Below are 26062 nucleotides of genomic sequence, written 5' to 3'. Positions count from 1 at the left end.
GAGCACCTCACCATGACCAGCCCGCACCTTGTGCCGTATGCGGATCCCTTCTTCATTCCCGACCCGCAGTCGGCCGCCCACAGCCGCATCGCGGACTTCGCCCGATGGGCGGCCCGGCACCGGGGCGCTGATGGGATCCAGGACCCCACGGACTACCGATCCCTGTACCAGTGGTCCGTCACCGACCTCGAAGGGTTCTGGGCCGCGGTGTGGGAGTACTTCGACATCGACGCGACGACCGGGTACGAGCGGGTGCTGGCCGAGGAGACCATGCCCGGCGCCCGCTGGTTCCCGGGCGCCACCCTCAACTACGCCCACCACGCGCTGCGCAACCTGCAGCCGGACGCTCCCGCCATCACCGCGCTGGACGAGACCGGAGTCAGCTACGAGATCACGGGCCAGGAACTGCGTTCCCGGGTCGCCTCCGTCGCCGCCACTCTGCGTGACCTGGGCGTCGGACAGGGCGACCGGGTGGTGGGTTACCTGCCCAACACGCCCCACGCCGTCATCGCCTTCCTCGCTGCCGCCAGTCTGGGCGCGGTGTGGTCGGTGTGCGGCCAGGACTACGCACCCAAGGCCGCCGGCGACCGTTTCGCCCAGCTCGAGCCCACGGTGCTCGTCACCGCTGACGGCTATCTCTTCAACGGCACCACTCACGACCGCCGCGCCGCCTCGCTCGAACTCGCCGCCGCCCTGCCGACGCTGAAGGCCACGGTGCTCGTGGAGCACGTCGGCCTTGTATGGCCCGAAGGCGGGGACTCGGGGCTGACGGTTCCCTGGGAGGACGCGGCCACCCGCACCGAGTACCTCACCATCGCCCCGGTGCCGTTCGACCACCCGCTGTGGGTCGTCTTCTCCTCCGGCACCACCGGACTGCCCAAGGGCATCGTCCACGGGCACGGCGCGGTCCTGCTCGAACACCTCAAGATGCTCGGCCTGCACACCGATCTGGGCACCGGGGACCGCCTGCTGTGGTACACCACCACCCACTGGATGATGTGGAACCTGGTCGTCTCCACCCTGCTGACCGGTGCCACCACCTGCACGTACGACGGCAGCCCGGCACCGCAGGTACGTCCGGACGTCCTGTGGGAGCTGGCGGCCCGTCACAAGGTCACCGTCTTCGGCACCAGTCCTCAGTACCTGCTGGTCATGGCCAAGCTGGGCATCGAACCCTCCGTGCACGACCTGTCGGCCATTCGCGTCGTCGGCTGCACCGGCTCCGCTCTGCCCGCCTCGGCCTACCCCTGGGTCCGCGACCACGTGGGCGCAGGCGTCCAGCTGGCCTCCACCAGCGGCGGCACGGACATCGTCTCGGGCTTCGCCGGCAGCGCCTCCACGACCCCCGTCTGGGCGGGGGAACTGTCCGCCCCCGGCCTGGGCGTGGCGCTGGCCGCCTACGACGCGAAGGGCACTCCTGTCCTCGATCAGGTCGGCGAACTGGTCGTCACCCGGCCCATGCCGTCCATGCCGCTGTACTTCTGGAACGACCCCGACGGCAGCCGCTACCGTGACGCCTACTTCGGCGTCTACCCCGGTGTGTGGCGGCACGGCGACTGGATCACCCTCACCTCGCACGGCTCGGTGATCGTCCACGGCCGCTCCGACGCCACCCTCAACCGCAACGGCGTGCGTCTGGGCAGTGCCGACATCCACGAGGTCGTCGAACGCCTCCCCGAGATCACCGAGGCTCTCGTCATCGGGGCGGAGGAACCCGACGGCGGCTACTGGATGCCGCTCTTCGTGGTCCTTGCTGACGGGGTCGGCCTGGACGACACCCTGCGCGAGAAGATCCGCGACGCCATCCACGCCGGCGCCTCACCCCGCCACATGCCCGACGAGATCCTCGCCGTACCGGCACTGCCGCACACGAAGACCGGCAAGAAGCTCGAGGTCCCCGTCAAGCGTCTGCTCCAGGGCGTCCCCGCCGAGCAGGTCCTGAACCCCGCGGCGGTCGACAACCCCGAACTGATCGCCTATTTCGCCGGCCTGGGCGCGCAGCGGAACAGGCAGTCGACACACCGCACATGACGTCCGCCCGGGGGTCACAGGCCCACGTGACAGCACGGGGTCCTGGTGCCCGCCCGGCTCCCCCAAACCCGGGCACCGCAGCCTTCGCACAACCGAACCGAGAGAGAAATCATGAGCATGACCGACCGTGAACCGCAGGCCCTCGACGTCCTTGACGACGCCGGGCGAACGGTGCTGTTCACCGAAGCCCGCACCGCCAACACCTTCGCCCCAACGGCCGTTGCCGACGACGAACTCGCCATGATCTGGGACCTCGCCCGTTGGTCGCCGAGTGCCGCCAACAGTCAGCCTCTGCGTGTGCTCTTCGTGCGCACCCGCGAGGGAAAGGAGCGACTGAGCCGGCATCTCGACGAGGGCAACAGGGCCAAGACGCTGAGTGCGCCGGCCGTGGCAGTCCTGGCGTACGACGTCGACTTCCATGAGCAGATGCCTACAGTCTTCCCGGCCCGCGGCGACATGCTGCGGGCGCTGTTCGCCGACCAGATCGAGAAGCGCGAGAGCATCGCTGCCTACAACTCGGCACTGCAGACAGGTGTTTTCCTGCTCGCAGTGCGCGCGGCGGGGCTTGCCGCCGGTCCTATGGCGGGCTTCGACGAGGCCGGGGTGGACCAGGAGTTCTTCGCCGGTACCAGCTGGCATTCGCACCTGGTGGTCAACATCGGTCACCCCGGTGCCGACCCGTGGTTCCCGCGGCTGCCCCGCGTGCCCGTCGAGGACGCCGTCGCCTGGGCCTGACGGTACTGCCCCCTGGTCGAGTGAAACCCGGAGACTGTTTCCAGGACGTGGCGGAGGTGTGCGAAGCGCTTGATCGGTCAGCGCGGCCCGAGTTCGGTGAGGAACTGACGAACAGCTTCTGCGCCACCAGTCCAAGCATGGCGCGCGTTTTCGCCCGGACCACGTTCCAGTCGGATTCGCGGGGTGATCTCAAGGACGTGAAGGTGCCGACCCGAGGCCACGAACGAAGCGATCACCAGCTTCCCGGCGGGCCTGCGGTGATGTGCCGTACGGGACAGCCGTCCGGCCCGTACGACGCCGACGAGAGGACGTCGAACACGAGATCGCCGACCTCCCCGAACGCCTCAGCCCCCTCGGCGCACGCGTCGGGACGGCCCTTCGCGCGCGGCTGGCCGAGGCCCCCTCCTTCGTCGCCTTCGAGGGCTACGGCACCGTTGCCGTCCTGGCCGCCGTACTGCGTTCACGCGGCACGGACCGGGCGCGCGTGGCCGGAACCTGGCAGCGCGTCGCGGTCGAGGGCACCCGCAGGCGGATCCGGTTCTCCCGCACACCGGGCACCGGCGTGTGGCAGTGGGCCTGGGCGCCCGTCCAGGTCGTCGACCGGGATCCGGCGGAACCCGCTCGCTTCCTGGTTCTGCGCACCGGCTGACGGACCCCGCCGCTCCGCTTTGTCCGCGCTCCTCGGCCGCGCCGAAATCCGATGGCTGCTCCCCGGTGCCGCTATGTAACTTAGGCGTGAACCTAGTGGCCCTAGGTTCCCACCTCAGACGTACGCACACCCCAGGAGCTTCCCCGTGAGACCGCTCACCGAGACCGACATCCGCAGCTCGTTCGTCAACTGCTCGAAGGGGGAGGCGAAGCGTGTCGCGGTTCCGCGGGACCTGGACGAGCGGCCCTGGGAGCACCTGGACTTCCTCGGGTGGCGAGATCCCGGAGCGCCCGACCGCAGCTATCTCGTCACCGAGTACGGGGACCGGCTCGTCGGCGTGACGCTGCGGTTCCCCTCGTCCCGGCGCGGGATGCTGCACCGCAGCATGTGCTCGCTCTGTCTGACGACGCATCCGGGCAGCGGCGTCTCCCTGATGACGGCCCGCAAGGCCGGTGCGGCCGGGCGCGAGGGCAACTCGGTCGGGATCTACATGTGCAGCGACCTCGCCTGCTCGCTCTACGTGCGGGGCAGGAAGGCGCCGGAGCACGGGAGCCGCTTCGAGGAGACGCTCACCCTGGAGGAGCAGATCGCGCGGACCGTGGGCAACCTGTCCGCCTTCCTGGCGAAACTGTCCGCCTGACGGGCCGACGCGCTCCCGGGGCCGGCCCCGGGAGCGTCGGCGGGGTCGAACGGGTGCGGGTCCGGCATCCCGTGTCCGGTGACGACAGCGCCGTACGCCTGCTGATCGGGACGCGCGTGATTGACTACCTGGCGTGCGGTCCACTCACCGCAGGGCGTCCCGGCCCCCAGGCCCCGCCTGCCGTGCCGCTCCGGTACGGCCGCGACCACCTCACGCAGACAGGTGTGCGCCCGCGACAGCAACCGGATGCCCGCTGTGCCGAACAGGACGCTCCCCTTCCCTCGCCTGACCCGTACGAGAACAACTTGGGCACACTTGCGGACAGTTACGGTCCTGAATGAGTACGGAAGAAAACGTTCGTTGCACCTGTGAAAGGGGAACAGCGCAAGGATGCAAAAGGCACGTGGTGAGTGGAGGACGTCCGTCGTCCGGTTCGTGAAGCGGCGCCGGGAACCCGCCGTCGTGCAGGCGCTGAGATCGACTCTGGCGGCGACGATCGCGTACGTGGTCGCCGTGCGGCTCAGCCCCGAGGCGGCCCCGCTCACCGCTCCCCTGACCGCTCTGCTGGTCGTGCAGGTCACCCTGTACGGCACGATCAAGACGAGCATGCGCCGGGTGAACTCGGTCGTCGCCGGTGTCCTGGTCGCCATCGGTTTCAGCGTGCTGGTGGGTCTGACCTGGTGGAGTCTGGCGCTGCTCATCATCGCCTCGCTGGCCGTCGGGCACCTCGTGCGGGTCAGCGAATTCGTGCCCGAGGTGGCGATCAGCGCCATGCTGGTCCTCGGCGTGACGAAGGTGGGCGACTACGCGTGGGCCCGGGTGCTGGAGACGGTGATCGGCGCCGTGGTGGGTCTCGCCTGCAATCTGCTGTTCGCTCCCCCGGTGTGGGTGGACGCCGCCGGGGAGTCCATCGAGGACCTGGCACGCCGGATGCGGCAGTTGATGCTGCGGCTCGGCGAGGAGGCCTCGGGACACACCCCGTTTGCACAAGCGGCGGCGCGACTGCACGAGGCACGCCGGCTCGACCACGACATCGCCGAGGTGGACGGGGCGCTGCGCCAGGCGGAGGACAGCCTGAAGCTCAATCCGCGCGTCCGCGAGGGCCTGCTGCACCGGGTGGTGCTGCGCACCGGCCTCGACACGCTGGAGATCTGCACCGTCGTCCTGCGGGTGCTCGCGCGCAGCTTCACGGACCTCGCCAAGGAACACGAGCCCGAGCCGGTGTTCGACACCCAGGTGGGCGCGGCGCTGGAGGAGCTTCTGTCCCAGGTGGGCGACGCCGTCGTCAGCTTCGCGGTCCTGGTGACCACCGACGTGAGCCGCAGCGCGGAGTCCGCGGAGGCCCGCCTCAGCGCGGAACTCGCCATGGCGGCCGCCACGCGCGACAAGCTGGCCCAGTTGTTCCTGGACGGCGTGCAGCGCGACGCGCGGCTGTGGCACCTGCACGGTGCCGTGCTCACGGAGGTCAACCGCATCCTGGACGAGCTCGACATGGAGCACCGGTCACGGCGTCTGCTGGAGGAGCTGGACCGCTGCACCCGTGAGCAGCGCGAGCGCTGGCCGCGGCTCGCCCGCCTGCAGCAGCGCGCGCGCCGGCTGCGCCGCGGGCGGCGGCACCTTCGCCTGCCGTGGCGGAACCACCGCTCCCCCTCGAAGCGTTCTACCTGACGTGGCGCCGCGGCGACGCGTGGGGCCGGCTCGACGAGGGGAGCGTTGGGATGCCCGACGGCACCGTGCGGATCGACGGAAATTCACTGCTGCTGCCGGGGGACGTGCGGGTCCGGTTCATGCGCACGCTCCGGCTGCCGGAGACGGGCACGCACGGACTCCCGCCCGGCCTCGGCGAGTTCCCGGTGCGCCGTGTCGAGGACTACGCGGACCGGGTGCCCGAGGGCTGGCGGGCCCGGGGCGGGGTGATGCTTCCGGTGTATCTGCGCGAGGCCATGTGGCTGGGCTTCGGGGGTTCGCAGGAGCCGGCCGCCCTTCAGGTCGGTGTCGGCAAGGTGTGCGCGATCTCGGGCAGGCCGTGGAGCGACCGGTTGCGCCGCCGCCCTCAGAACTACGTGGTCCTGCCGCGTCAGCCCTGGCTCGACGGCATCAACTCGGGCAAGGGGACGGTCCGCCAGTTCGTGGCGGTGCCCCTCGGCCTCGGTGCCACCGTCGAGGGGCAGGTCACCGGCGAGGAGGTGTGGGGCGGCGTCCAGCTGCAGTCCTTCCCGCTGAACGCGCGGCGGCTGGCCGAGTGGCGCGAGGAGCAGCGCCTGCGGGCCGAGCGGGTCCGGGCGGTGCAGCCTCCCGCGGGCTTCGGCGCGATGCCCGCGCCGTTCGCCGCCGCGGCGCCGCCCGCTCCCGGCGGCGCTCCGGCGGGCGGCGCTCCCCGGCGGGCGGCGGCGATGGGGCTCGGGGTGGGCGGTTCGATGCGCCAGGAGGTCTACCGGGACGAGCGGCCCCGTGGCAGCTGGGCCGAGGAGCCCGCCGGACGCGTGTTCGTGCACCTGGTGACGCCTCCGGAGTGGCGTCGCATCACCGGCGAGGCACCGCCGCCGTCGCCGGTCGACCGGGCGGCGTACACCCGCGCGGGTCTGCCCTGGTTCGACTACTACGACCAGGACGCCGCGGACGTCGCCCCCACGGACACCCTCGGCGGGGTGAAGCCGGTCGGCGAGTGGCTCGGCGACGACCTCGATCCCTGGCAGCAGCCCTCGCCCCACCAGGTGAAACCGCTCGGGGACGCGCCGGGCGAGCCGGTCGGGGACGGCGACTGGTGAGCGCCGGCGCCCGTGGTGGGAGTCGCGTCGGGTGTTGCCTTCCTTGCACGGGACGGGTGCGCCGCGTCAAGGTGGCTGTCACAGCCGAGGCGACCGACCCCCTGAAGGTGCAGGCATGAGCAGTGGTGGAGCAGCGGAGCGGAGTCCGCGCGGCGGCAGGTGGAGCAGGCGCCGGTTCGTCGGGACCGTCACGGCCGCCGCCGCCGTGACGGCGATTCCGGCGCCGGTCTCGCCGAGGGCCCCTTCGTCACCGGACGCGGCGGCCCCCTCCGCGCCGTCCGAGCCGGCGCCGGACTCCGTCTCTCCGCCCGCCCGCCCCTCCGGTCCCCGCCCGCTCTTCCTCGGCACCTACACCTCGGTGGAGGGCGGTGGCCGGGGCATCGGCCTCGCGACGTACGACGCCGCGACGGGACGGATCACGGGGGCCGGGACGATCACCGGCGTCGCCGACCCGTCGTATCTGGCCGTGCACCCGGACGGCCGCACGCTGTACGCCGTCGACGAGCGCCCGGACGGCGGGGTGACGGCCGTGCGGCTCGCGAAGCGGAACAAGGTCCTGGGCACGCGCGGCACCGGCGGCTCAGGGCCCTGCCAGCTGTCCGTGCACCCGGGCGGGCGATGGCTGCTCAGCGCCAACTACGGCTCGGGAAGCGTCGCCGTGCATCCGATCGACGCCTCCGGCGCGCTCGGCGAGCGCACCGACCTCGTCACGCACTCCCGCCCCGGCCCGGGACCCGGCCAGCAGGGGCCGCACGCCCACCAGTTCGTCACCGGCCCCGACGGCGGTCATGTCCTCGCCGTCGACCTGGGCACCGACACCGTGTACACGTACCGGCTCGACGCGTCCGAGGGCACGCTGGCCGAGGTCTCCGAGGCGCACACCCGTCCGGGCGCGGGTCCGCGCCATCTGACCTTCCACCCGGAGGGCCGTTTCGCCTATCTGGCGAACGAGGTCGACAACACGGTCGTGGTCTGCGCCTACGACCGGGCCACCGGACGGCTGACGCCGGGCGACCCCCAGCCGACCGGGACGGGAGCGGGGACGAGCTATCCGGCGCAGATCCTGGTCACCTCGGACGGGGCGTTCGCGTATCTCGCCAACCGGGGCCACAACAGCCTGACCCGGTACGCGGTCGAGGCGGACGGTGCCCGGCTGCGGCTCCTGGACACGGTGCCGGTCGGCGGCGACTTCCCGCGCCAGATCGCGTTCTCCCCGGACGAGCGGCTGCTGTTCGCGGCGAACCAGAAGTCGGGCACGGTCAGCGTCTTCCAGGTCGACCGCGGCAGCGGGGAACTGCGGCTCAGCGGGGAGCCGTTCGCCTCACCGGTCGCCGTCTGCGCGCTGCCGTTGTAGGGCGCGGGGGCAGGCCGCCGCGCTCGCCTGCGCGAGCAGGACGTGCATGCGCTCCGTGAGCTGGGCGACGTCGTCGGCAGGTGCGTGGAAGGGCAGCCGTACGTCGCCGTTGCCGCGCGCCCGCTCGACGCGCAGGGTCAGTCCGTGCCGGTCGACGGCGAGCGGCTGGACGCGGACGGCGCCGTGCAGGCTGTCGGGCTCGACGAGCCGGGTCAGCCGCTCGACCGCGTCCGGGTGGGCGTCCGCGAGGTGGGTGAGCAGTTTCGCCTCCGCCGTCGCGAGCGGATCGGGCCGGGCGGCGGCCAGGTCGCCGAGGTCGACGACGACCGCTCCGGACGCCTCCCGCAGGACGGCACGCGAGGGCTGGAACGCCAGGTGTCCCTCTTCGGGCGTGAACCAGCCGGCGAGCCAGAGCCTCGCGCGGATCCGGCTCCGCAGTGGGACGGGCGCGACGTCGGCGAACTCCAGCACGGCGGACGGCTCCCCGCGCGGTGCGCAGATCGCCGCGGTGACCAGCGTGCTGTCCTCGGGCACGTGCAGGAGCACCCGGCCGTCGGTGCCGACGGTGTGCGCGCCGACGAGCTCCTCCCGGCCGCCCTCCGCGGTCACCGTGCAGGACCATGCGACGGCGAGCACCGAGCGGGCGCGTTCGGCCGCGGAAGGCGCTGCCGCCCAGGTGTGACGGTCACCCATCCCAGACTCCTTAATTAGGTAAGCCTCACCTAACTTAGCGCAGTTCGAGGCGTGCGCCAACCACGCCCCGCGCGCATCGCGAACGTCCCTTCTCAGGCGGCGATCGCGCCCAGCAGCGCCCGTGCGCACAGATCACGCACCTGCGCGCGGGAGAGCTGGGCGTCCCTGAGCCACTCCAGACAGACCGCCGTGGTGAACGCCAGCCACCCGCGGACCGCGATCCGCAGCTCCGGACGGCTCTCGGGGGCCCAGCCGAGGTCCGGGTCGGCGGCGAGTGCTTCGAGGATCTGCTGCTCCTGCACGGCGAGCGCCCGCTGGTAGACCTTCCGCACCGCCCGGTCGCCCGCCGCGTCGGCGCGGTGGAAGGCCCGGAAGCCGTGTGCGTGCTCCTCGACATAGCCGAGGAAGGTGTCGAGGCCGGCCGCGAGCTGTTCGCGCACCGGGACCCCGGGCACCGCGGCCGTCATCCGCAGCATGCGTCCGCTCTCGCGCTCCACGACGGCCGCGAAGAAGTCCCGCTTCGTCGGGAAGTAGTGGTAGAGCAGCCCGCGCGAGACCCCGGCGATCTCGGCGACCTGCTCGATCCACACCTCGTCGTACGGGCTCTCCGAGAACAGTCGCGCCCCGACCGACAGCAGCTGCTCCCGGCGTTCCTCGGTGCTGAGCCGACGGCGGGTGCGCTCCGTCCGGTCCCCCTGCTTCCCGGCCATGCCCGCACCTTACTTGACGCCGGTTCAACAAGGGGACCACACTGACCGCGTTGTTGAACTCACGTACAACAGCGCGACGGCGGGCTCGACTCGACGCGGACGCAAGGGAGACGGCGTGATGGCGCAGACGGCAGGGGCCGCACTTCCCAAGGGGTTCCGCAGTGCGGAGCTGGGCTGGCCCGAGCTTCACCGCATACCGCGTCCGCCGCTCCGGGTCCCGCTGATCGGCGACGTGGTCGGCGCCGACGTCCGTACCCCCGTGCAGGACTCGCTGCGCTTCGGGCAGCGGCTCGGGCCGATCTTCCGCCGCAAGGCGTTCGGCAACGAGATCGTCTTCGTCGGCGGTGCGCGGCTGGCCGCCGAGCTGGCCGACGAGTCGCGGTTCGCCAAGCACGTGGGTCTCGGTGTCGCCAACCTCCGCCCGGTGGCGGGCGACGGGCTGTTCACGGCGTACAACCACGAGCCCAACTGGCAGCTCGCGCACGACGTGCTGGCCCCGGGCTTCAGCCGTGAGGCCATGGAGGGCTACCACCCGATGATGCTCGCCGTGACCGAGCGGCTGACGGACCGCTGGGACCGGGAGGCGGCGGCCGGGCACGCCGTGGACGTGCCCGGCGACATGACCAAGCTGACTCTGGAGACGATCGCCCGCACCGGGTTCGGCCACGACTTCGGCTCCTTCGAGCGCTCCCGCCCGCACCCCTTCGTGAACGCGATGGTCGGCGCACTCACCCACGCGCAGCGGCGCAACGTCGTACCCGCGCCGCTGGCTCCCGTACTGCTGCGCCGCGCGAGCCGCCGCAACGAGGCGGACATGGCCTGCCTGAACCGCACGGTGGACGCGGTCGTGGCGGCCCGCCGCACCACGAGCGGCGACGGGGACCTGCTGGACCGGATGCTGGAGACGGCCCACCCGCGCACCGGCGAGCGGCTGGCACCGGAGAACATCCGCCGCCAGGTGATCACCTTCCTGATCGCGGGTCACGAGACGACCTCGGGCGCGCTCTCCTTCGCCCTGCACTACCTGTCCCGGCACCCGGACGTCGCCGCCCGCGCCAGGGCGGAGGTGGACCGCGTCTGGGGCGACACCGCCCGGCCCGCCTACGACCAGGTGGCGAGGCTCCGTCACGTGCGCCGGGTCCTCGACGAGGCGCTGCGGCTGTGGCCGACGGCGCCCGCCTTCGCCCGGGAGGCCCGGCAGGACACGGTACTCGGAAGGGTCCACCCGATGCGGCAGGGCGCGTGGGCGCTGGTCCTGACGGCGATGCTGCACCGTGACCCGGAGGTCTGGGGCGCCGACGCCGGGCGCTTCGACCCCGGCCGCTTCGACGCGAAGGCCGTACGCGCCCGCCCCGCGCACACCTTCAAGCCGTTCGGCACCGGGGTGCGGGCCTGCATCGGCCGCCAGTTCGCCCTGCACGAGGCGACGCTGGTGCTGGGGCTGCTGCTGCGCCGCTACGAGCTGCTCCCCGAACCGGGGTACCGGCTGCGGGTCGCCGAGCGGCTCACGCTCATGCCGGAGGGACTGCGGCTGCGCCTGGACCGCCGGGTCCCCGCCGCGCCGGTGCCCTCAGCGGTGCGCCGCCCAGTGTCCGGGGCGGGTGACTGACTCCGGCAGCTTCGTGCCGACGCTGCCGCGGGCCGCGTTGAGCTGGGGCTGGGTCAGGAAGAACGCGCCGGTCAGATCGGCGTCCGTGAGGTCGGCGTCACGCAGGTCGGCGCCGATCAGGTCCGCTCCGCGCAGGTCGGCGCCGGTGAGGTCGGCGGCGATGAGGTAGGCGCCGCGCAGACAGGCGCCGCGCAGGTCGGCTCCCTTCAGGCGGGCGCCCATGAGGTCGGCGCCGCGCCGGTTCCTGCCTTTGCCGCCGCCGGCGCCCGCCCGCACCAGGTCGCTCGTGCGCAGCAGCAGCACGTTGACCTGCTGCCGGTGCGCGCCCACGTCCAGACCCCGCAGTTCCTGCGGGGTCTGCCGGGTGAGCCGCTCGGTCTCGGCGCGCAGGCGGCGCAGGTCCCCGTGGACCGGGCGGGCGGCCGGCAGGGTCAGTGCCTCGTTCAGGTACCAGAGCAGTTCGTGCAGCTGCCGGACGACCGGGAACACGTCGAACATCTGCCGGGCGCGCTCGGGCGGCCCCGAGCGCCAGTCCTGGCCGCCGAAGGTGACCTGTGAGACCTGCTGGCCGGCGCCGAAGCAGTCGTAGACCGTGCAGCCGGTGAAGCCCGTCTGCCGCAGGCGGGTGTGGATGCCGCAGCGGAAGTCGGCCGCCAGGTTCGCGCAGGGCTTTCCGGCGTCCTTGTCGGCCGCGAAGTCCGCCGAGCGGGAGAAGGGCAGGGCGACGCAGCACAGCCCGAAGCACTGGCCGCAGTCGGCCCGCAGCCCAGGGCGACGGTCCTCGGCCGTCCCGCTCTCTTCTCGCATGCCCTCCACCCTACTGGCCTGCGGGCATGCGTCTCGTTCCCCCATGACTTCCTGACAGCCCAGCAGGCAGGCCGGACGACCGGTCGGCCGTTCCGAGAGGCGCCGACCGGCACTCCGCTCCCGCTACGCCGCTTCGTAGTGGTGCGCGTCGGCGCCGCGCCATTTCACCCACGCGGGGTCGTCGAGCAGGTCCTCGGCGTCGGGCAGACCGGCGCGGCCGAGGAACTCGACGACGTCCTCGTCGGAGAAGGCCAGGCCGAGGATCTCACCGCGTGCGGTCACGCGGCGACCGCCGGTGCCGTTCGGCGGATGCACGACTACAGGGGCCCGTCCGGACATGTCTCCAGGATGGTCCCGCGCGCCGGGACGCGCATCCGGACCGGTATCCGGATGCCGTGGACGGTCAGACCTCGTCGCGGCTCAGGGCCAGCAGGCGGTCCAGCACCCGGGGGCCGCCCGCGCGCAGCCCGTCGTGCTCGAACTCGTCGGTCACCCAGGTGCGCAGCCCGCGGACGGCGCGTGCCGTGCGCAGGGAGTGCCCGGTGTCGACGTACATGTCGTCGTGGTAGACGGCGGCGGCGACCGGTACCTCGTTGACGGCGAGGCGGGCCGGGTCGTAGAGCGGTGCCCAGTCCGTGCGCGCGGCGAGTTCCTCCGCGGTCTCGCGCAGGGGGCGCAGCGCGGGATCGGTGTCGAACATCCAGGGGTGCACGGACTCGCCCGTGAACAGCAGCGGCTCGTCCCCGGCAAGTGTCTTCGCCGCGTCGAACTGCGGGAACTCGGCGCGCACCCGCTCCGCGGACCAGGCGGTGGGGCGGCTGTCCTGGGCGTAGATCGCCTCGTGGACGAGCGCGTACAGGGGGTGGCCCGCGTAGGAGAGCAGGCTCCGGACCTCCTCCTGGAACGCGTCGGAGAGGGCCGGGCCCTGCGCGGTGCGGACGAAGGCGTGCTCCAGGAGGTAGTGCAGGCGGTGGCTGCCCTCTCCCCCGCCGAGCAGGATGCCGAGCGACTGGAAGGCCTCGACGGTGAGCCGGTGACCGCCGGGCAGCACCGGTTCGTGCCCGGTCAGGTGCTCGGCGATGCGCCGCGCCCGCTCGACGTCCTGCGGGTAGCGCGCGTAGTGGGCGGCGACCTTGCGCTCGATGCGCGGGTACGCGGCCCGGTAGACGTCGTCCGCGTGCGCGTCGAGGGAGGGCAGCCCGCCGGTGAGGAGGGCGGCGCGCAGTCCCTGGGGCGCGGTGGACAGGTAAGTCACGGCACAGAAGCCGCCGAAGCTCTGGCCGAGCACCGTCCAGGGTGCGCCGCCGGTGACGGCGGGACGGATGGCCTCGCAGTCGCGGACGATGGAGTCCGCGCGGAAGTGCGCGAGGTGCTCGGCCTGCTCGCGGGGTCCCCCGCGCAGCGGCAGCGTCTGCCGGTTGGCGGGCGTGGAGTGGCCGGTGCCGCGCTGGTCGAGGAGCAGCACCCGGTACTCCTCCAGGGCGCGGCCGAGCCACGCCTGCCTGCCGACGAAGCGGTTGGCGCCGAAGCCGGGACCGCCCTGGAGGTAGACGAGCCAGGGAAGCTCCTGTCCCGCCCGGTCGCTCGCGACGACCTCGCGGGCGAACAGCTCGATGCTCTCCCCCGTCGGGCGGTCGTGGTCGAGCGGCACGGTGAAGTGCCGGTCGGTGAGGACGACACCGGGCTGACGATAGCTCGTGCTCAACAGGGCTCCCGAGACGTACGGATTCCAGGCCGCGTCCCAGTGGAGCACATGTTCCACCCGTGGCCGAGGCCGGGGATCAAGAAACCGGTACTGACCGGTCGCTCAGTGCGGAGATCGGCCGGAACTGAACGGCCGGTCAGCGTGCCGCCAGGCTGGAGCGGCGCACGACGAGCTCCGGCTGGAGGACGACCCGGCGGTGCTCGTGCGGGGCGGGCGCGGTCTGCGTCTCGGTCTCCTCCAGGAGGAGTTCCGCCGCGAGGGCGCCCATCGTCACGGCGGGCTGCCGTACGGAGGTGAGGGGGACGGCGGCGGCGGCCGCGAACTCGATGTCGTCGTAGCCGACGATCGCGAGGTCTTCGGGGACGGCGACACCGGCCGCGTACATGGCCTGAAGCAGCCCGAGCGCGAGCAGGTCGTTGGCGCAGAAGACGGCGGTCGGGCGCTCGGCGAGTCCGAGCAGGCGGGCTCCCGCGTCCCGGCCGGCCGCCACGTCGAGCCGCTCGGTGGGCAGCTCGCGCAGCAGGTCGGGGCCGAGTCCCGCCTCGGCGAGCGCGTGCAGGGCGCCCTCGCGGCGGTCCCTGACCTGGTTGAGGCCGGGCGGCCCGCTCACGTACGCGATGGAGCGGTGCCCGGCGTCGACGAGATGGCGTACGGCCAGGGCGCCGCCCGCCACGTCGTCGACCGACACCGAGCACTCCGTGGTGCCCTCGGACACCCGGTCCACCAGCACGAAAGGGATGCCGTGACGGCGGAACGCCGCGATGTTGCGTCCGGTCGCGTCGGCGGGCGTCAGCAGCACTCCGCGGACCCGCTGCTCGGCGAACAGCGACAGGTAGTCGGCCTCCTCGCCCGCGCTCTGCGCGCTGTTGCAGACCATGACCCCGAGCCCGGCCTCGCGTGCCGCGCGCTCGGCGCCGCGGGCCACGTCCACGAAGAACGGGTTGCCCATGTCGAGGACGAGCAGCCCCATGATGCGGCTGCGCCCGGCGCGCAGCTGGCGCGCGGACTCGCTGCGGACGTAGCCGAGCCGCTCTATCGCGGACTGGACGCGGGCCCGGGTCTCGGAAGCGACCGTGTCCGGGCGGTTGATGACGTTCGAGACGGTGCCCACGGAGACTCCGGCGACGCGCGCGACGTCCTTGATTCCCACCGACTGGGCCATCAGGCAGGGACCTCCAGAGGGGGGAGAAGCGGCGGGCAGGGGCTCACATTACCCGCGGGCCCGGCGAAACCGGTGGTCATGAGGGGAGCCGGAAGTCGACGACGCGCAGCGCGGACGGAGTCGTGCCGCTGGACGTCTCCTGGTACATGACCGACAGGACCCCGCCCCGCGGGACGCGCATCTCGTCGATCAGGACATCCCCGAAGGCGTTCAGCGCGCCGCCGTCGTACAGCAGCCGCCGGTCGGTGTACCCGGAGGACTTCGACGCGCCGGTGATCCGGCCGCATGGCAGGACCGCGTAGGCGTTGTCGTACCGGTCGAGGGCGAGCCCAGTTCGACACCGAGGCGCCGCATGAGGGCCAGGGCCGCGGCGCGGACGGCCTTGTGGTCGATGCGGCCGAGGGTGCGCCGGGGCCGAACGACTTCGATATGTCCCTGAGCGCCGGCACGGGGGCCGGACCCGGGCCGGACCGGTGGGTCATGTGGGCTCCTCAACGATGCCGGCCGGGAGGCCTCACGACGTCGTGAAAGGTTTCAACCGGGTTGCCGGACGCTGGGCGGGTCACGCAGGTCACGTCAATGGGTGCGGCTCGAAATTTTCGATACGCGGAGGTCACGACCAGACTACGGAAAGCAGTCCGGGTCGAGGGGGTTGACAGCCCCGCGGGGTGCTCATACCTTCTGGCTTCTGAATCGTTTCAGACAGACTCGTTCAGAACCGATGTCGCACCCGAAGTCACCACAGGAGCCCTGAAGTGACCGAGCTCGCCGCGGTGAAGGCCGCACTCAAGACCCAGGCAGTGGAGACGCCGTCATGGGCGTACGGGAACTCGGGAACCCGCTTCAAGGTGTTCGCGCAGCCGGGAGTGCCGCGCGATCCGCGCGAGAAGCTGGACGACGCCGCCAAGGTCCACGAGTTCACCGGGGCCGCGCCGGCCGTCGCGCTGCACATCCCCTGGGACCGGGTCGACGACTACGCGGCTCTGGCGAAGTACGCCGAGGAACGCGGCGTGCGGCTGGGCGCGATCAACTCCAACACCTTCCAGGACGACGACTACCGGCTCGGCAGCGTCTGCCACCCCGACGCCGCGGTGCGCCGCAAGGCCGTCGACCACCTGCTCGAATGCGTCGACATCATGGACGCCACCGGGTCCGGGGACCTGAAACTGTGGTTCGCGGACGGCACGAACTACCCCGGCCAGGACGACATCCGCGAGCGCCAGGACCGGCTCGCCGAGGGCCTCGCCGAGGTCTACGAGCGGCTGGGGGACGACCAGCGGATGCTGCTGGAGTACAAGTTCTTCGAGCCCGCCTTCTACACCACGGACGTCCCCGACTGGGGCACCGCCTACGCGCACTGCCTCAAGCTCGGCCCCAAGGCGCAGGTCGTCGTCGACACCGGGCACCACGCGCCCGGCACCAACATCGAGTTCATCGTCGCCACGCTGCTGCGCGAGGGGAAGCTCGGCGGCTTCGACTTCAACTCGCGCTTCTACGCGGACGACGACCTCATGGTGGGCGCCGCCGACCCCTTCCAGCTCTTCCGGATCATGTACGAGGTGATCCGGGGCGGCGGCTTCGCGCCCGAGGTCTCCTTCATGCTCGACCAGTGCCACAACATCGAGGCCAAGATCCCGGCGATCATCCGCTCGGTGATGAACGTCCAGGAGGCCACGGCGAAGGCCCTCCTCGTCGACGGGTCCGCGCTCGCCGAGGCCCAGCGCTCCGGCGACGTGCTCGCGGCGAACGCGGTCGTGATGGACGCGTACAACACCGACGTACGGCCGCTGCTCGCCGAGGTCCGTGAGGAGCTCGGTCTGGATCCCGACCCGGTCGCCGCGTACCGCCGGTCCGGCTGGCAGGAGCGGATCGCCGCGGAGCGGGTCGGGGGGCGGCAGGCGGGGTGGGAAGCGTAGCCGCTGCGCTCGGCCTGGGCGGGGTTCGGTCCGGTCCGGTCACCGTCGGCCCCGGTGCCGGAGGTGGGCCTGCGGTTGGTGGCCCGCTCCGGTGGGCGTCTTCGGCCGTCCGCCGGTGCGGGCAGCCGCTCGGCGTACGGCCTGGCGGCCGGTGGTGGGCCTGCGGTCGGCGTCGGCCGGTCGCGCAGTTCCCCGCGCCCCTCACGGGGCACAGCCGGCCGTCCGCCGGTGCGGGCAGCCGCTCGCCGTACGGCCCGAAGACCAGTGGGAAACCTGCCGTCGGACTCGGCCGGTCGCGCAGTTCCCCGCGCCCCTCACGGGGCACAGCTCAACGCGCGGATGTCCGCGCCTCCCGTATGACACGAGCACTCGTTCACCCTCTCTCTCCCAAGGAACGGAACATGGCACCCCATCCCGAAGCCGCCGCTCTGCTGGCCCGTTCGCGTCGGCTCGGCGCCGATCCGCGCAACACGAACTACGCGGGCGGCAACACGTCCGCCAAGGGAAGCGGGACCGACCCCGTGACCGGCGGCGACGTCGAGCTGATGTGGGTCAAGGGGTCCGGCGGCGACCTCGGCACCCTCACCGGGTCCGGTCTCGCGGTGCTCCGCCTCGACCGGCTGCGCGCGCTGACGGACGTGTACCCGGGGGTGGAGCGCGAGGACGAGATGGTCGCCGCGTTCGACTACTGCCTGCACGGCAAGGGGGGCGCGGCCCCGTCCATCGACACGGCGATGCACGGACTCGTGGACGCGGCGCACGTCGACCATCTGCACCCCCACTCCGGTATCGCGCTGGCCTGCGCCGCCGACGGCGAGAAGCTGACCGCGGAGTGCTTCGGCGACAGCGTCGTGTGGGTGCCCTGGCGCCGCCCCGGCTTCCAGCTCGGCCTGGACATCGCGGCCGCCAAGGCGGCCAACCCGCGGGCGGTCGGCTGCGTCCTCGGCGGACACGGCATCACGGCGTGGGGCGAGACCGCGGACGAGTGCGAGCGCAACTCGCTGCACATCATCCGCACCGCGGAGGCGTTCCTCGCGGAGCGGGGGAAGGCCGAGCCGTTCGGACCGGTCGCCGAGGGATACGAGGCGCTCCCCGAGGGTGAGCGCCGGGAGCGCGCCGCGGCGCTCGCACCGTACGTACGCGCCGTCGCCTCCCAGGACCGCCCGCAGGTCGGCCACTTCACGGACTCCGACGTCGTCCTCGACTTCCTGGCGCGCGCCGGACACCCGCGTCTGGCCGCGCTCGGCACCTCCTGCCCCGACCACTTCCTGCGGACGAAGGTCAGGCCGCTCGTGCTCGACCTGCCGCCGTCAGCCCCCATCGACGACGCGGTCGCCCGCCTCGGGGAGCTGCACGCCGAGTACCGCGAGGAGTACGCGGCCTACTACACCCGGCACGCCGACGCCGGCTCCCCCGCCATGCGCGGCGCGGACCCGGCGATCGTCCTCGTCCCCGGGATCGGCATGTTCAGCTTCGGCAGGGACAAGCAGACCGCGCGGGTGGCGGGCGAGTTCTACGTCAACGCGATCAACGTGATGCGCGGGGCCGAGTCGGTCTCCACGTACGCGCCGATCGAGGAGTCGGAGAAGTTCCGGATCGAGTACTGGGCGCTGGAGGAGGCCAAGCTCCGGCGGATGCCGAAGCCCAAGCCGCTCGCCACCCGGGTGGCGCTCGTGACAGGTGCCGGCAGCGGCATCGGCAGGGCGATCGCCGGGCGGCTGGTGGCCGAGGGCGCCTGCGTGGTGGTCGCGGACCTCGACGCGGAGGGCGCCGCCCGGGTCGCCGAACAGCTCGGCGGACCGGACAGGGCCGTCGCCGTGAGCGTCGACGTGACCTCCGAGGAGCAGATCAAAGAGGCCTTCAGGACGGCGGTGCTCGCGTTCGGCGGGGTCGACCTCGTGGTCAACAACGCGGGCATCTCGATCTCCAAGCCGCTTCTGGAGACCACGGCCCGCGACTGGGACCTCCAGCACGACATCATGGCCCGCGGCTCCTTCCTCGTCTCGCGCGAGGCGGCCCGCGTGATGATCCGGCAGCGGCTGGGCGGCGACATCGTCTACATCGCCTCCAAGAACGCGGTCTTCGCCGGCCCCGACAACATCGCCTACTCCGCCACCAAGGCCGACCAGGCCCATCAAGTGCGGCTGCTGGCAGCCGAGTTGGGAGAGCACGGCATCCGGGTCAACGGCGTGAACCCGGACGGCGTCGTACGCGGCTCCGGAATCTTCGCGGGGGGCTGGGGTGCGCAGCGCGCGGCCACGTACGGCATCGAGGAGGAGAAGCTCGGCGAGTTCTACGCCCAGCGGACCATCCTCAAGCGGGAGGTGCTGCCCGAGCACGTCGCGAACGCGGTGTTCGCCCTGACGGGTGGCGACCTGACCCATACCACCGGTCTGCACGTCCCGGTCGACGCCGGCGTGGCCGCCGCCTTCCTGCGGTGACGGCAGTGCAGACGTACGCCGCGGTCGACCTGGGCGCGTCCAGCGGGCGCGTCATGGTCGGCCGCGTGGGCCCCGGGTCGCTGGAGCTCACCGAGGCGCACCGCTTCCCCAACCGGCCGGTGCGCGTCCCCGAAGGGCTGCGCTGGGACGTCCTCGCGCTGTACGCGGGTGTCCTGGACGGCCTGCGGGCCGCGGGGCAGGCCGACTCCGTGGGCATCGACAGCTGGGCGGTGGACTACGGGCTGCTCGACGCGGACGGGGCGCTGCTGGGCAATCCGGTGCACTACCGCGACCCCCGCACGCAGGGCGTCGCGGAGCGGGTGTGGGAGACGGTGCCGGCCGCCGAGCTGTACGCGGCGACCGGACTGCAGTACGCGCCCTTCAACACGCTCTACCAGCTGACGGCCGCCCGGTCGTCGGCCCAACTGGCGCATGCCGAACGGTTGCTGCTCATCCCCGACCTGCTGACGTACTGGCTCACCGGCGAGGCGGGCACCGAACTGACCAACGCCTCCACCACGCAACTGATCGACCCGCGCACCCGCGACTGGTCCCACGACGTGGCGGACCGGCTCGGCATCGACCTGAAGCTGTTCGCCCCGCTGCGCGGGCCCGGCGACCCGGCGGGACTGCTGCGGCCGCACGTCCTTCAGGAGACCGGGCTGACGGGGCCGGTGCCGGTGACGGCCGTCGGCTCGCACGACACCGCGTCCGCGGTGACCGCCGTCCCCGCCGCGGGCGAGCGCTTCGCGTACATCTGCACCGGCACCTGGTCCCTGGCGGGATTGGAACTGGACGCGCCCGTCCTCACCGAGGCGAGCCGCGCGGCCAACTTCACGAACGAGCTGGGGCTGGACGGCACGGTCCGCTTTCTGCGCAACATCATGGGCCTGTGGCTGCTCCAGGAGTGCGTACGCGAATGGGGCGGCCCGGATCTGGCCGGGCTGCTCCGGGACGCGGCCGAGGTGCCGTCGCTGCGCTCCGTCGTCGACGCGGGCGACACGGCGTTCCTCGCGCCCGGCCGGATGCCGGCCCGGATCGCACAGGCGTGCCGGGCGTCGGGCCAGCCGGTGCCCGAGTCGCGGGCGGAGATCACCCGCTGCATCCTCGACTCCCTCGCGCTCGCCCACCGGCGGGCGGTCACCGAGGCGCAGGCGCTCGCCGACCATCCGGTCGACGTCGTGCACATCGTCGGCGGCGGCACCCGCAACGCCCTGCTGTGCCGGCTCACCGCGGACGCATGCGGCCTGCCGGTCGTGGCGGGGCCGTCCGAGGCGGCGGCCCTGGGCAACGTCCTCGTCCAGGCCCGCGCCCGGGGCCTGGTCGGCGACCGCGCCGCCATACGCGAACTCCTCGTGCAAACCCAGCCGTTGGTGCGTTACGAGCCGCGCGGCGACCCGGCGGCGTGGGAAGCGGCGGAGAGCCGCCTCACCGGCCGGTGAGCGCGGACACCCGTTCCGCGCCGCCCGTCCGGTCCCCCACTACGCTGAGCGCGTGTGGCGGGACCCAGCACCCATCCGATGACTGACCGCAAGGAGCCGCGATGCGTGTCGCCCTGTTCCTGACCTGTGTCAACGACACGCTCTATCCGGACACGGGCCGCGCCGTGGTGAAACTGCTGACCAGACTGGGTGTCGAGGTCGACTTCCCGATGGCTCAGACGTGTTGCGGGCAGGCGCACTACAACACCGGGTACCGCCACGAGGCCGAGCCGATGGCCCGGCACTTCTCCGATGTATTCGGTGGCTACGAGGCGATCGTGACGCCGTCCGGGTCGTGCGGCGCGATGGTCCGGGAGCTGTACCCGCGGATGGGCGAGCGGGCACGGTCGGAGGGCCGCGGGGGCACCCTCGCGGCGAGGCTCGCCCCGGTCGTGCCGAAGACGTACGAATTCACCGAGTTCCTCGTCGACGTCCTCGGGGTGACCGACGTCGGCGCGTACTACCCGCACACGGTGACGTACCACCCGGCCTGTCACGGGCTGCGCGGCCTGGGCCTGGGTGCGAGGCCGCGCCGGCTGCTGGAGGCGGTGAGGGGGCTCGAACTGCGTGAGCTGCCGGGTGCGGAGGAGTGCTGCGGCTTCGGCGGGACCTTCGCGGTGAAGAACCCCGACGTCTCGATGGCGATGGGCACCGACAAGGTGCGGCACGCCGAGTCGACGGGCGCGCAGGTGCTGTGCGCGGCGGACAACTCCTGTCTCATGCACATCGGCGGCACCATGGCCCGGCTCGGCACGGACATGCGGCCGGTGCACATCGCGGAGATCCTGGCGAGCACGGAAGAGGAGCCCCTGACATGAGCGGGACCTTCGTCGGCATGCCGGCCTTCCCCGCGGCGGCGCGCGAGGCCGTCGGCAACCCGACGCTGCGCGGCAATCTGCGCCACGCGACGCACACGATCCGCGCCAAGCGCGCGCACGCGGTCGCCGAACTCGGTGACTGGGCTGCCCTGCGCGAGGCGGGCAAGCGGATCAAGGACCACACACTCCGTCACCTCGACCGCTACCTGGTGCAGTTGGAGGAGTCGGTCACGGCGGCCGGGGGCACCGTGCACTGGGCCGCCGACGCCGCCGAGGCCAACCGGATCGTCGCGGACCTCGTGAAGGCGACCGGCGAGAGCGAGGTCGTCAAGGTCAAGTCGATGGCGACGCAGGAGATCGGGCTGAACGAGGCGCTGGAGACCGAGGGCATCCGCGCGTACGAGACCGATCTCGCCGAGCTCATCGTGCAGTTGGGCAAGGACCGGCCCTCGCACATCCTGGTCCCGGCCATCCACCGCAACCGCGGGGAGATCCGGGAGATCTTCGCGCGGGAGATGGGCGAATGGGGCCGCCCGGCGCCCGAGGGCCTCACCGACACGCCCGCCGAACTGGCCGAGGCGGCCCGCCTCCACCTGCGGGAGAAGTTCCTGCGCGCCAAGGTCGGCATCTCCGGCGCCAACTTCATGGTCGCCGAGACCGGCACCCTGGTGGTCGTGGAGTCCGAGGGCAACGGCCGGATGTGCCTGACCCTGCCCGAGACGCTGATCTCGGTCGTCGGCATCGAGAAGGTCGTGCCCACCTGGCAGGACCTGGAGGTGTTCCTCCAGACCCTCCCCCGCTCCTCGACGGCCGAGCGCATGAACCCGTACACCAGCACGTGGACCGGCACCACCGAGGGGGACGGCCCCCGCCACTTCCACCTGGTCCTCCTGGACAACGGCCGCACCGACACGCTCGCCGACGAGGTCGGCCGGCAGGCCCTGCGCTGCATCCGCTGCTCCGCCTGTCTCAACGTCTGCCCGGTGTACGAGCGGGCCGGCGGGCACGCGTACGGCTCGGTGTACCCGGGCCCGATCGGCGCGATCCTCAGTCCACAACTGCGGGGCACCGGGAGCGAGATCGACGCCTCACTGCCCTACGCCTCCTCCCTGTGCGGTGCCTGCTACGACGTCTGCCCGGTCGCCATCGACATCCCCGAGGTGCTGGTGCATCTGCGGGAGCGGGTGGTCGAGGGCGGTGTGGTGACCCGCGACGGCGCCAGGGTCGTCCTGAAGCCCGCCAAGGGGCACGCCGCGGAACGGGCCGCGATGCGCGCGGCACGGTGGACGTTCGCCCGTCCGGGCGCGCTGCGCGCGGGCCAGCGGCTGGCATCGCGGACGCGCCGTTTCCATCCGCGGACGCTGCCCGGCCCCGGCAGGGCGTGGAGTGCCGGCCGTGAGCTGCCGGCGGTGCCCGCGGAACCGTTCCGCGACTGGTGGCAGCGTACGCACGGCGGAAGGGGCCCCAAGTGAGCAGCAGGGACGTGATCCTGGGCCGGGTACGGCGCGCGATCGCCGACGTCCGGCCGGACGACACGCCGTACGAGCGGGCCTTCGCGAGGGACTATCTGCGCGAGCACGGGGAGCGCAGCGTCGCGGAGACGGTGGATCTGCTGGCGGAGAACCTCGCGGACTACCGGGCGGTGGTGCACCGCACGGATCCCGGCGAACTGCCGTACCTCGTCATGCGGTTGCTGGCCGCGCGGGGGCCGCGGTACGTCCTCGTGCCGCCGGGGCTGCCGCCCGAGTGGATGTCGGCCGCCGACCCCACCCGGATCCACGACCGCGCCGTGAGCACCGCGCACGAGCTGGACCGGGTGGAGAGCGTGGTCACGGGCTGCGCGGTAGCGATCGCCGAGACCGGCACCATCGTCCTGGACGGCGGCCCTGACCAGGGCCGCCGCCGGATCACGCTGGTCCCCGACCACCACGTCTGCGTCGTACGGGTGCCCGACCAGGTCGTCTCCTCCGTCCCGCAGGCCCTCGGCCGCCTGGACCCGGCGCGCCCGCTGACCTGGATCTCCGGACCGTCCGCGACGAGCGACATCGAGCTGGACCGGGTCGAGGGCGTGCACGGCCCACGCACCCTGGAGGTGGTGCTGGTGAGCGAGGGGTGACGTGCGGGCCCCGTGACCGCACCCGCTCGGGCGGGACCGGCGCGTTGTGGGGGCCCGTACGGGTCTTTGGCGCCCGGCCGCGCTCCACCGCCGCGGGGTGCGGCCCGATCCGGCCGCACCCCGCGGCGTTCCGGACCACGCCGTTCGGCCGCGTGGCAGGATGAGCGCATGCGAGGGCGACTGCCGTTCGGGGACGCGCTGCGGGCCGAGTTGGGAGCGCCCCGGCGCTCCCACGCACTGGACAGCAGCCCCCGCTCACACGTGTGGCGCGTCGAGTTGCCGGAGACGACGGCCGTGCTGAAGCAGATCGTCGACGGTCCTGACGCCGACGAGCGGTACGCCCGCGAGGTGGCCGCCCTGCGCCTGGCCGCCCGGGCCGGGCTGCCCGTGGTGCCCGCGTTGCTGGCCACCGATCCCGGCCGGCGGATCCTGGTGCTCGAGCACCTGGACCACCGGCGCCCGGCCGGGGACTGGATCGTCGGTTACGCGACCGCGTTGGCACGGCTGCATGCCACCGGCCGCCCGGAGGACGCCGGGGTACTCCCCCGGTGGCAAGGCCCGAACCACGCCGATGCCGAGTCCTTCCTGCGGCTGGCCGGGGCTCTGGAGGTTCCCGTCGGCGCCGGCGTGTCCGGCGAGCTCACCGGCCTCGTGGACCGGCTCGGTCAGGTCCCCGGGCATGCCCTTCTGCACGGGGATCCCTGTCCCGGCAACGACCTCCACACCGCAGAGGGGATCAGGTTCATCGATTTCGAGCAGGCGTCACTGGGCAGCGGCCTGATGGAACTGGCCTACCTGCGCATCGGTTTCCCGACGTGCTGGTGTGTCACGTCGGCGCCGGAGCAGCTGCTGGCACGGGCGGAGAGCGCGTACCGGAAGGAGTGGCGGCTCCGTACCGGCTCCGAGATCGGCGACGGCCTCGCCGACGCGTGCGCCGGCTGGCTGCTCCGCGGCGACGCGCTGGTCGAGCGGGCACACCGCGAAGGCACCGATCATCTCGCCCGGATTCCGCACCAGGACTGGACGTGGGGCACCGCGACCGCCCGAGAACGGCTGGTCCACCGGCTCGGGGTCGTCGGCCGGATGACGGCCGGGGACACCTCGCTCGGCGGCGTCAGCGGTCTCTGCACCGCCATGCGCCGGCGCGTGCTCGCTCGCTGGCCCGCGCTTCGGCCCGTCCCGGCCGAGCGCCCCTGACCTCATTCCCGCTCCGACTCCTCCGCCAGTGCGCCTTCGCGCACCTTGTCGTAGCAGCCGCTGAGCAGCCGGGAGACGTGCATCTGCGAGATGCCGAGCTGCTGCGCGATCCCGCTCTGGGTCATACCGCAGAAGAACCGCAGGTAGAGGATGGTCTGCTCGCGTTCCGGCAGGGCCCGCAGGCAGGGCTTCACGGACTCGCGGTCGACGACCAGGTCGAATCCGGCGTCCGGTTGGCCGAGCGCGTCCCCCAGTGCGTAGCCGTCGTCGCTCCCGGGCAGTTCGGCGTCGAGCGAGAGAGCGGTGAAGCTGTCGAGCGCCTCGAGACCGGTGCGCACCTCGTCCTCGGTCAGCTGTGCCTCGGCGGCGATCTCGGCGAGGGACGGGTTGTGCCCGGGGGCTGTCTGCGACAGCTCCTTCAACGCCGTACGGACGCGGTTCCGCAGGTCCTGGACGCGCCGGGGTACATGCAGGAGCCACATGTGATCACGGAAGTGGCGCTTGATCTCGCCGGTGATGGTGGGGATGGCGTAGCTCTCGAAGGCGTTGCCGCGGCCGGGGTCGTAGCGGTCGACGGCCTTGACCAGACCGAGGGCGGCGACCTGGCACAGGTCCTCGGCGGACTCGCCCCGGCCCCGGAACCGGCCCGCGATGCGCTCGGCCATCGGCAGCCAGGCCCTGACCAGTTCCTCGCGCAGGGCCTGCCGCTCGGGGCCGTCGGGCAGATGGCGCAGGTGCTCGAAGGCGGCGACGGTGTCGGGAGCGTCGTCGTGCGGATGCTTCTTGTTGCGGACCGTGACACTCATGGCGGGGCAACTCCTTCGAAAGGTGAACGTCACCTGGGAGCGGCACATGAGGAGTACGGGACACACCCGGGTTTCTGAGCCAGCTCCCACGGACGTGCCTCCTGTCCGAAGCACTGAAGGGAAAATTCCCGTTTACCGAACAATTGAAACAAATAACCGCCCGGATTGACTGGCGGCAACGGGCTGCTTCCGAGGTGTGATCGAGTGATTGAAAAGGGTGCTGTTCAAAGGCGAGAACATTGACAGCGGGAATTCTTTTGGAAACGCCTTCGGATTTCGAATTATCCCTTCGAAGGGGGCCGGTTGCCGTACCGCGCGGGCGAAGTGGGCCGCATACGAGGCGAGTTGGGGAGCGACGCCCGGCGTCCGGCGCGTGGGCCGCAGGCATGGCCCGGCTGCCGGGGCGGACGGACTCGTTGTTACG

Annotated in this window: 21 protein-coding genes and 3 pseudogenes; 16 read left to right on the top strand and 8 right to left on the bottom strand. The window is 72.3% G+C overall.

All coding sequences use genetic code 11. The annotated features are described in order from the left end of the window. Window positions 1-12 precede the first annotated feature (12 nt). From AC0ZLC_RS17050 to AC0ZLC_RS17015, 8 genes and pseudogenes are all read left to right on the top strand, one after another. Complete coding sequence (locus tag AC0ZLC_RS17050; protein WP_476752802.1) at window positions 13-2031, top strand: acetoacetate--CoA ligase; 2019 nt, start codon at window positions 13-15, stop codon at window positions 2029-2031. 117 nt (window positions 2032-2148) lie between these two features. Then, entirely contained in the window at window positions 2149-2766 is a 618-nt protein-coding gene (locus tag AC0ZLC_RS17045; protein WP_476752895.1) for a malonic semialdehyde reductase, read from the top strand. Window positions 2767-2849: 83 nt separating this feature from the next. Then, window positions 2850-2978, top strand: a pseudogene (locus AC0ZLC_RS17040) (alpha/beta fold hydrolase); the annotation flags it as partial. 119 nt (window positions 2979-3097) lie between these two features. After that, window positions 3098-3415: pseudogene (locus AC0ZLC_RS17035) on the top strand (ABC transporter substrate-binding protein); the annotation flags it as partial. Window positions 3416-3560: 145 nt separating this feature from the next. Then, complete coding sequence (locus tag AC0ZLC_RS17030; RefSeq protein ID WP_476752801.1) at window positions 3561-4055, top strand: FBP domain-containing protein; 495 nt, start codon at window positions 3561-3563, stop codon at window positions 4053-4055. Between the two features lie 390 nt (window positions 4056-4445). Beyond that, window positions 4446-5723 (top strand): FUSC family protein, encoded by a 1278-nt coding sequence (locus AC0ZLC_RS17025; protein ID WP_476752800.1) that lies wholly within the window; start codon window positions 4446-4448, stop codon window positions 5721-5723. A gap of 50 nt (window positions 5724-5773) precedes the next feature. Further along, window positions 5774-6823 (top strand): hypothetical protein, encoded by a 1050-nt coding sequence (locus tag AC0ZLC_RS17020; protein ID WP_476752799.1) that lies wholly within the window; start codon window positions 5774-5776, stop codon window positions 6821-6823. Between the two features lie 115 nt (window positions 6824-6938). After that, window positions 6939-8177, top strand: coding sequence for a lactonase family protein (locus AC0ZLC_RS17015; protein ID WP_476752798.1), 1239 nt, complete (start codon window positions 6939-6941; stop codon window positions 8175-8177). Here the strand turns inward: AC0ZLC_RS17015 and AC0ZLC_RS17010 are convergent. Together AC0ZLC_RS17010 and AC0ZLC_RS17005 are read right to left on the bottom strand one after the other, a co-directional pair. Next, window positions 8145-8870, bottom strand: coding sequence for a DUF2470 domain-containing protein (locus AC0ZLC_RS17010; RefSeq protein ID WP_476752797.1), 726 nt, complete (start codon window positions 8868-8870; stop codon window positions 8145-8147). The genes AC0ZLC_RS17015 and AC0ZLC_RS17010 overlap by 33 nt on opposite strands. Before the next feature lie 92 nt (window positions 8871-8962). Next, window positions 8963-9580, bottom strand: coding sequence for a TetR/AcrR family transcriptional regulator (locus AC0ZLC_RS17005; RefSeq protein ID WP_476752796.1), 618 nt, complete (start codon window positions 9578-9580; stop codon window positions 8963-8965). Between the two features lie 118 nt (window positions 9581-9698). Between AC0ZLC_RS17005 and AC0ZLC_RS17000 the strand changes: the two genes are divergently transcribed. Continuing rightward, window positions 9699-11189, top strand: coding sequence for a cytochrome P450 (locus AC0ZLC_RS17000; RefSeq protein ID WP_476752795.1), 1491 nt, complete (start codon window positions 9699-9701; stop codon window positions 11187-11189). On the opposite strand, the gene AC0ZLC_RS16995 is transcribed toward AC0ZLC_RS17000, so the two are convergent. The 5 genes and pseudogenes from AC0ZLC_RS16995 to AC0ZLC_RS16975 all read right to left on the bottom strand — a co-directional run. Continuing rightward, entirely contained in the window at window positions 11151-11996 is an 846-nt protein-coding gene (locus tag AC0ZLC_RS16995) for a pentapeptide repeat-containing protein (protein ID WP_476752794.1), read from the bottom strand. The two genes, AC0ZLC_RS17000 and AC0ZLC_RS16995, sit on opposite strands and share 39 nt — an antisense overlap. Before the next feature lie 123 nt (window positions 11997-12119). Beyond that, the gene (locus tag AC0ZLC_RS16990) at window positions 12120-12335 is read right to left on the bottom strand and encodes a hypothetical protein (RefSeq protein ID WP_358852076.1); all 216 of its coding nucleotides are present in this window, start codon (window positions 12333-12335) and stop codon (window positions 12120-12122) included. Window positions 12336-12399: 64 nt separating this feature from the next. Continuing rightward, the gene (locus tag AC0ZLC_RS16985; RefSeq protein ID WP_476752793.1) at window positions 12400-13701 is read right to left on the bottom strand and encodes an alpha/beta fold hydrolase; all 1302 of its coding nucleotides are present in this window, start codon (window positions 13699-13701) and stop codon (window positions 12400-12402) included. Window positions 13702-13837: 136 nt separating this feature from the next. Next, complete coding sequence (locus AC0ZLC_RS16980; protein ID WP_476752792.1) at window positions 13838-14863, bottom strand: LacI family DNA-binding transcriptional regulator; 1026 nt, start codon at window positions 14861-14863, stop codon at window positions 13838-13840. Window positions 14864-14939: 76 nt separating this feature from the next. Further along, window positions 14940-15200: pseudogene (locus tag AC0ZLC_RS16975) on the bottom strand (Tat pathway signal sequence domain protein); the annotation flags it as partial. Window positions 15201-15618: 418 nt separating this feature from the next. On the opposite strand from AC0ZLC_RS16975, the gene rhaI reads away from it, so the two are divergent. From rhaI to AC0ZLC_RS16940, 7 genes are all read left to right on the top strand, one after another. Continuing rightward, on the top strand, window positions 15619-16779 hold the full coding sequence (rhaI, locus tag AC0ZLC_RS16970; RefSeq protein ID WP_476752791.1) for an L-rhamnose isomerase: 1161 nt from the start codon (window positions 15619-15621) through the stop codon (window positions 16777-16779). 401 nt (window positions 16780-17180) lie between these two features. After that, window positions 17181-19220 carry a bifunctional aldolase/short-chain dehydrogenase gene (locus AC0ZLC_RS16965; protein WP_476752790.1) on the top strand — a complete coding sequence of 680 codons (2040 nt, stop codon included), beginning with the start codon at window positions 17181-17183 and terminating at the stop codon, window positions 19218-19220. Between the two features lie 5 nt (window positions 19221-19225). Then, a complete protein-coding gene (locus tag AC0ZLC_RS16960) occupies window positions 19226-20662 on the top strand; it encodes a rhamnulokinase (RefSeq protein ID WP_476752894.1) in 1437 nt (478 codons plus the stop codon). A gap of 101 nt (window positions 20663-20763) precedes the next feature. Further along, the gene (locus AC0ZLC_RS16955; protein WP_476752789.1) at window positions 20764-21519 is read left to right on the top strand and encodes a (Fe-S)-binding protein; all 756 of its coding nucleotides are present in this window, start codon (window positions 20764-20766) and stop codon (window positions 21517-21519) included. Then, complete coding sequence (locus AC0ZLC_RS16950; RefSeq protein ID WP_476752788.1) at window positions 21516-22991, top strand: LutB/LldF family L-lactate oxidation iron-sulfur protein; 1476 nt, start codon at window positions 21516-21518, stop codon at window positions 22989-22991. Before AC0ZLC_RS16955 ends, AC0ZLC_RS16950 begins: the two co-directional genes overlap by 4 nt. Continuing rightward, window positions 22988-23635 carry a LutC/YkgG family protein gene (locus tag AC0ZLC_RS16945; protein WP_476752787.1) on the top strand — a complete coding sequence of 216 codons (648 nt, stop codon included), beginning with the start codon at window positions 22988-22990 and terminating at the stop codon, window positions 23633-23635. Before AC0ZLC_RS16950 ends, AC0ZLC_RS16945 begins: the two co-directional genes overlap by 4 nt. A gap of 168 nt (window positions 23636-23803) precedes the next feature. Beyond that, window positions 23804-24832: a phosphotransferase gene (locus tag AC0ZLC_RS16940; protein ID WP_476752786.1), complete on the top strand. Its 1029-nt coding sequence runs from the start codon at window positions 23804-23806 to the stop codon at window positions 24830-24832. 2 nt (window positions 24833-24834) lie between these two features. Here AC0ZLC_RS16940 and AC0ZLC_RS16935 read toward each other — a convergent pair whose 3' ends face one another. Further along, window positions 24835-25638 (bottom strand): SigB/SigF/SigG family RNA polymerase sigma factor, encoded by an 804-nt coding sequence (locus tag AC0ZLC_RS16935; RefSeq protein WP_476752785.1) that lies wholly within the window; start codon window positions 25636-25638, stop codon window positions 24835-24837. Window positions 25639-26062: the final 424 nt, after the last annotated feature.

The sequence above is a fragment of the Streptomyces sp. GLSS-08 genome (genome assembly GCF_056387915.1).
The sequence above is the reverse complement of the archived record's forward strand: the minus strand, read 5'-3'. Positions and strand labels throughout refer to the sequence as shown.